This window comes from Aurantibacter sp. (assembly GCF_042094015.1).
In the GTDB taxonomy this organism is placed as follows: domain Bacteria; phylum Bacteroidota; class Bacteroidia; order Flavobacteriales; family Flavobacteriaceae; genus Aurantibacter.
Window position 1 is genome coordinate 4,266 of record NZ_JBELDZ010000092.1, and the last position, 4,967, is coordinate 9,232.

A 4,967-nucleotide genomic window follows, 5' to 3' on the forward strand; every position below is an offset into this window, starting at 1 on the left:
CTACATAATCTACACCAACTGCAATATTATTAGCTATGGTATCACTAAAAATATAACCTTCTTGCATTACAACGCCACATTGATGTCTCCAAGCTTTTTGTGATACGTGTTGTAAATTGTGGTTGTCAATTTTTATCTGTCCACTGTTTGGGTCGTAAAACTTTAAAAGTAGTTTCATTAAAGTAGTTTTACCACTTCCACTAACCCCAACAATGGCAGTGATTTTATTAGATGGAATTTCTAAATCTAAATCTTTTAAAACTAATTGGTCAGAACCTATATATCTAAAAGACACTTTAGAGAGTTCTATATTGGCATCTAAAGGAATATCCGTTATTTTTTCTACGTCTTGTTGTTCTTCATCTTCTTTGTTATGAATTTCAGATAAACGGTCTAATGAAATTTTAGCATCTTGTACTTCTCGAATAAAGTTTATGAGTTGTGCTATTGGCGAGTTTAATTGACCTACTATATAACTAATAGCTAGCATTATACCTAAAGTAATATCTCCATCAATTACTAATTTCGCAGATAAGACTGTTATTAAAATATTTTTTAATTCATTAATGAAACTAGAACCTACACTTTGGTATTGTTCTAGTGCTAAACTTTCAATAGATACTTTAAATAATCGTGCTTGTACAAATTCCCAACTCCAACGTTTTTGCTTTTCGGCATTGTGAAGTTTAATCTCTTGCATCCCATTAATAAGTTCAATGACTTTACTTTGTTCTTGACTTACTTCAGAAAAACGTTTGTAATCTAAATCTCTACGTTTCTTTAAAAAAATGATTATCCAAAGAAAATATAGAAAACTACCTAAAAGAAAAATACCAAATAGTAATAAATTGTAATAGGCAAGTACCAAGCTAAATACTATTAGATTAACCATTGAGAACAAAACACTCAATGACGATGTAGTTAGAATCTGTTCAATACGCTTATGGTCATTAATTCGCTGTAAAATATCGCCAGTCATTCGAGTATCAAAAAAGGCTATAGGTAAATTCATTAATTTAATAAAGAAATCTGAAACTAATGATATATTGATTCTAGTACTTAAATGTAACAATATCCAACTTCTTATAACATCAATAGCTGTTCTTCCAATAAATAAGGCAATTTGTGCAAAAAGAATTAAATATATGAAATGTATGTCTTGGTTTTTAATACCAACATCTACAATACTTTGGGTAAGAAAAGGAAAGATAAGTTGAAGTAAACTAGCAGCTATTAAGCCTATGACAAGTTGCCACAGAAATTGCTTGTATTTTAAAATATAGCGTGATAAAAACTTAAACCCAAAGTCTGTTTTATCTGTATCAAAATCTGAATCGTAAAATTTTGCTGTTGGCTCTAGTAATAGTGAAATACCTTCTTCTGTTTCTTCTGTAGCATTATTGCCAATCCAATGTTTTAAAAGTTCTTTTTTGGTATATTTTAATAAACTATGTGCAGGGTCTGAAATATAAAAGGTGTCATTTTTTATTTTATATAAAACAGCGTAATGGTTTTTGTTCCAATGTAAAATACAAGGAAGAGGAATATTTCCTAATGCTTTTAAAGTTAGTTTAACACCAATGCTTCTAAATCCAATTTTTTCTGAAGCATCGCTCAACCCTAGTAGACTACTTCCCTCTCTTGTGGTTTCGCTAATACTTCGTAGCTTCTGTATGGATATCGTTTTTTTGTAATGTTTAGCTATAATTTTCAAACAAGTTGGACCACAGTCTTTAAAATCAGCTTGTTTATAATGAGGAAATTTGAACATAAATTATTTAAGTCTTTTTTTGACTGTTATAAATTTTAATAATAATAGGCTAACCAAAAGATTCTGATTAGCCCAAAAAAATTAAAGCCAAGAAGCACTTCCGCAACTAGCACAACACCAATTTCCACCATTACTAACAGCACTTAACGCATCTGCTTTGCTAACTCCATAGTCAGTAACAGTAGTCTCGTAAGCAGTACCATCAAAATCATAAGTAATAAAAGTCGTAGTATAACCACAAGTTCCTGTACCACCATTAACACTTTCCTGTTCTTTTTTGTTTAGGACTGAAAGTCCTTCAATTTTTAAAATGTTTTTTAACATAATTTTAAAATTTATAGTTTATATATCCTTGAACGTTTAAAGACACTCAAGGGCTGTGTCTATTCATGCATGAATACTATTATTCGTCTATATACTTATTTAATAAAGACTGTAACTCTTTACTATCTGGGCTAGGTGCATTTTTATGCACTAATTCTCCTTTTTTATTAAATATTAAATATCTAGGAATGCTTTTTAAGTTTAAATCTTTATAGAATTTAGCATTAGGATAATTAATAGCTAAAGTATTATGTTCATAGAACATTATGTTCTCATCCTCCTGCGCTTTCTTCCAGTTTTTATGGCTTTTATCGATTGAAATAAATAAAAATACTACATCTTTATTCTTATAATCAATGATTAATTTTTTAGATTCTGGCATTACTTTTCTGCATGGCGCACACCAACTAGCCCAAAAATCAATAAAGATAACCTTCCCTTTATTCTTAATAAGAAAATCTTTTAAATTTATTTTTTTCTTTCCATTATCTATTAAAATAACATTGTCAGTAGTTTTACTTAATAATGAGTAATCAACCAAATAGTCATCTTTAATTTCATTAACTAATCTTGAATCTGAAACCTCTTTAGTAAAGATTTCAAATCTACTTTGAAATTCTTCAGATGAAAAATCTTTAGCAATTTCTTTAATAAAATGCCATAATAGAAAATCTTTTGATTTATTTTCAAACATACTCTTGTTGCTATGAACAAAATCAAAGCACTCTACAGAATTTATGACTGAACCATTAGAAGTTTTAACTATTCTTTTTTTTATATTTCCTGTTACATACTTTAAAAGTAATCCTGTATAGGTATCTATGTGTAAATCTGTATTTCCTTTAATAATATTTTCTGTATCTACATCTTTCCTTTCTTGCATATAATAGATACTTTTCTTGTGGTAGTCATAGATATTTGCAGATAATTGATTGATATTCCTCAATGAATCTATTCCACTTATTGCCTTAATAAAAGTAGCCTGTATTTCCTCTTTGTATTCTTCTTCTTCTTCTGGAGTTCTAATTCTTTTATACTTTTTTAGAAAATCACGAAAATCCAATGGTCTCTTATACCTTTGCAAGAAATCACTAACAGAATAGTCGTGTTTTTTCGATTTTCTATTCGTCAAATTGAGGTTGGGAGCTCCATCTTTAAACGAAATAATAATTGAATCTCCACGAGAGAAAACAAACGTTTTAAATTTATTAAAATTATAGCGTAACTTTAAATAAATTTCATCTTCATCTACTTCAAAATCAAATGATTCAGCCTCTTTTTCAACATTCACAATGTTTTTTATAAAGTTGTTTTTGGTTTTATAGCTTATAAATGGTTCTTTGACAATTATTGATTTATTACCTTCTATTTTTAAAGTATCGCTTATAGTTGGAACATTTTTTAATTGTATTGAGATATTGTTTGGAGATGTTACTGTCTCTTGCACAGTAGGTTTTCTGTCTTTTTCTTGAGAACAAGACAAAGTAAATATTGTTAATAGTGTTGAAAGAAAAAATGTTTTCATAAAATATGAGATTAAAAATAGCTTCGATTAGAATTAAATTAAAACTAACCGAAGCTGAAAAATGAATAAATCTGTTAAAGCCATGAAGCACCACTACAGCTAGAACAACACCAATTTCCACCAGCCCAATTTGCTCCTGCGTAAGTTGCTGCGTTGAACGCCTCTGATTGCGAAACCCCAGTTTCTACATACTCATAATAAGAACCATCTGCTTCATACTTCCTCATTATGTAAGCACAAGTTCCTGTACCACCATTAACACTTTCCTGTTCTTTTTTGTTTAGGACTGAAAGTCCTTCAATTTTTAAAATGTTTTTTAACATAATTTTAAAATTTATAGTTTATATATCCTTGAACGTTTAAAGACACTCAAGGGCTGTGTCTATTCATGCATGAATGTTTTTAGCCTAACTATTTTTTTTCTAAACGGATAATATGTCCTATAAAATTTTCCATATCAAGCGGATTGTAATTTTTAGAAAAAACTTTACCATTTATTAAAATTGTAGGAGTACTATCTACTTCTTTTGAAACGCACCAAAAGTGATGTTCTTTTAGTATTTCATTATATTTTAAGTCATCACATTTACCCCATTTCTTTAGCCATTTCTTTATACTAACCTTACTATACCACTCATCAAAAGCCTCAAAAAACCTATTCCTATCCTCCGCATAAAACTGCAAGAGTCGTTCCGATATTTGAGTTCGAGGGTCTTTTCGGTTATCAAAAGGAACAAAGAAATGAAAATTAATCTCTAATTTATTTGGATATCTCTTCAATAGTTTCATATATATATTATGAACTTCAAAACAAGTTTCACATAATGGATTTGTTATTGCAGTTATCTTTACAGAAGAGTTATTGTTTCCCATTTTTATGTCCAATGAACTGTAATCGACATTAATAGGTTTTAATGCAAAATAATGAGGTAAAAATAAATTATAATCTCTTCTAAATGTTAGATTCTCTATTCTTAATCTTTTGTTTTCAAAATTATTAACTAAAAGTTTTTTGAGATTTATCCAAGAAATAATTGAAATGATAAAAATTAGCAGTATTGGAAATACTAATAAGAAATTAAATTTTGATTCGTGTAGTATCATTTTTAAAACAAAAAATTGTAGCAATAAAATACTAGCTATTACTAAACAAAGTGGACACCATTTTTTAATTTTAAAATACTGATGGTAAATAGAATAAAATACAATAGGTAAAGACAAAATGGACAAGCTTTTAAATACCAAAATAGTAGGGTTAAAAAGGAAAACTATTGAAAGAGATGAGAAATAAACTATAGAAGCATCTGATAAATCAATTATATTAAAAAGTTTAGATTCTTTAGACTT

At 28.4% G+C, this 4,967-nt stretch carries 4 protein-coding genes and 1 pseudogene; all 5 read right to left on the bottom strand.

Going from position 1 to position 4,967, the window contains the following annotated elements; genetic code table 11:
- Positions 1–1,771 (bottom strand): annotated as a pseudogene (locus ACFDSN_RS10990) (peptidase domain-containing ABC transporter); the annotation flags it as partial.
- Between the two features lie 81 nt (positions 1,772–1,852).
- Positions 1,853–2,095: a hypothetical protein gene (locus tag ACFDSN_RS10995; RefSeq protein WP_375239903.1), complete on the bottom strand. Its 243-nt coding sequence runs from the start codon at positions 2,093–2,095 to the stop codon at positions 1,853–1,855.
- 79 nt (positions 2,096–2,174) lie between these two features.
- On the bottom strand, positions 2,175–3,620 hold the full coding sequence (locus ACFDSN_RS11000) for a TlpA family protein disulfide reductase (RefSeq protein WP_375239904.1): 1,446 nt from the start codon (positions 3,618–3,620) through the stop codon (positions 2,175–2,177).
- A gap of 74 nt (positions 3,621–3,694) precedes the next feature.
- Complete coding sequence (locus tag ACFDSN_RS11005; protein WP_375239905.1) at positions 3,695–3,943, bottom strand: hypothetical protein; 249 nt, start codon at positions 3,941–3,943, stop codon at positions 3,695–3,697.
- 88 nt (positions 3,944–4,031) lie between these two features.
- On the bottom strand, positions 4,032–4,967 hold a 936-nt coding region (locus ACFDSN_RS11010; RefSeq protein WP_375239906.1), incomplete at its 5' end, for a thioredoxin domain-containing protein.

Bases quoted from the DNA above. Each gene is read 5' to 3' on its own strand.
- ACFDSN_RS10995 (WP_375239903.1), bottom strand. From the start codon at position 2,095: ATGTTAAAAAACATTTTAAAAATTGAAGGACTTTCAGTCCTAAACAAA.
- ACFDSN_RS11000 (WP_375239904.1), bottom strand. From the start codon at position 3,620: ATGAAAACATTTTTTCTTTCAACACTATTAACAATATTTACTTTGTCT.
- ACFDSN_RS11005 (WP_375239905.1), bottom strand. From the start codon at position 3,943: ATGTTAAAAAACATTTTAAAAATTGAAGGACTTTCAGTCCTAAACAAA.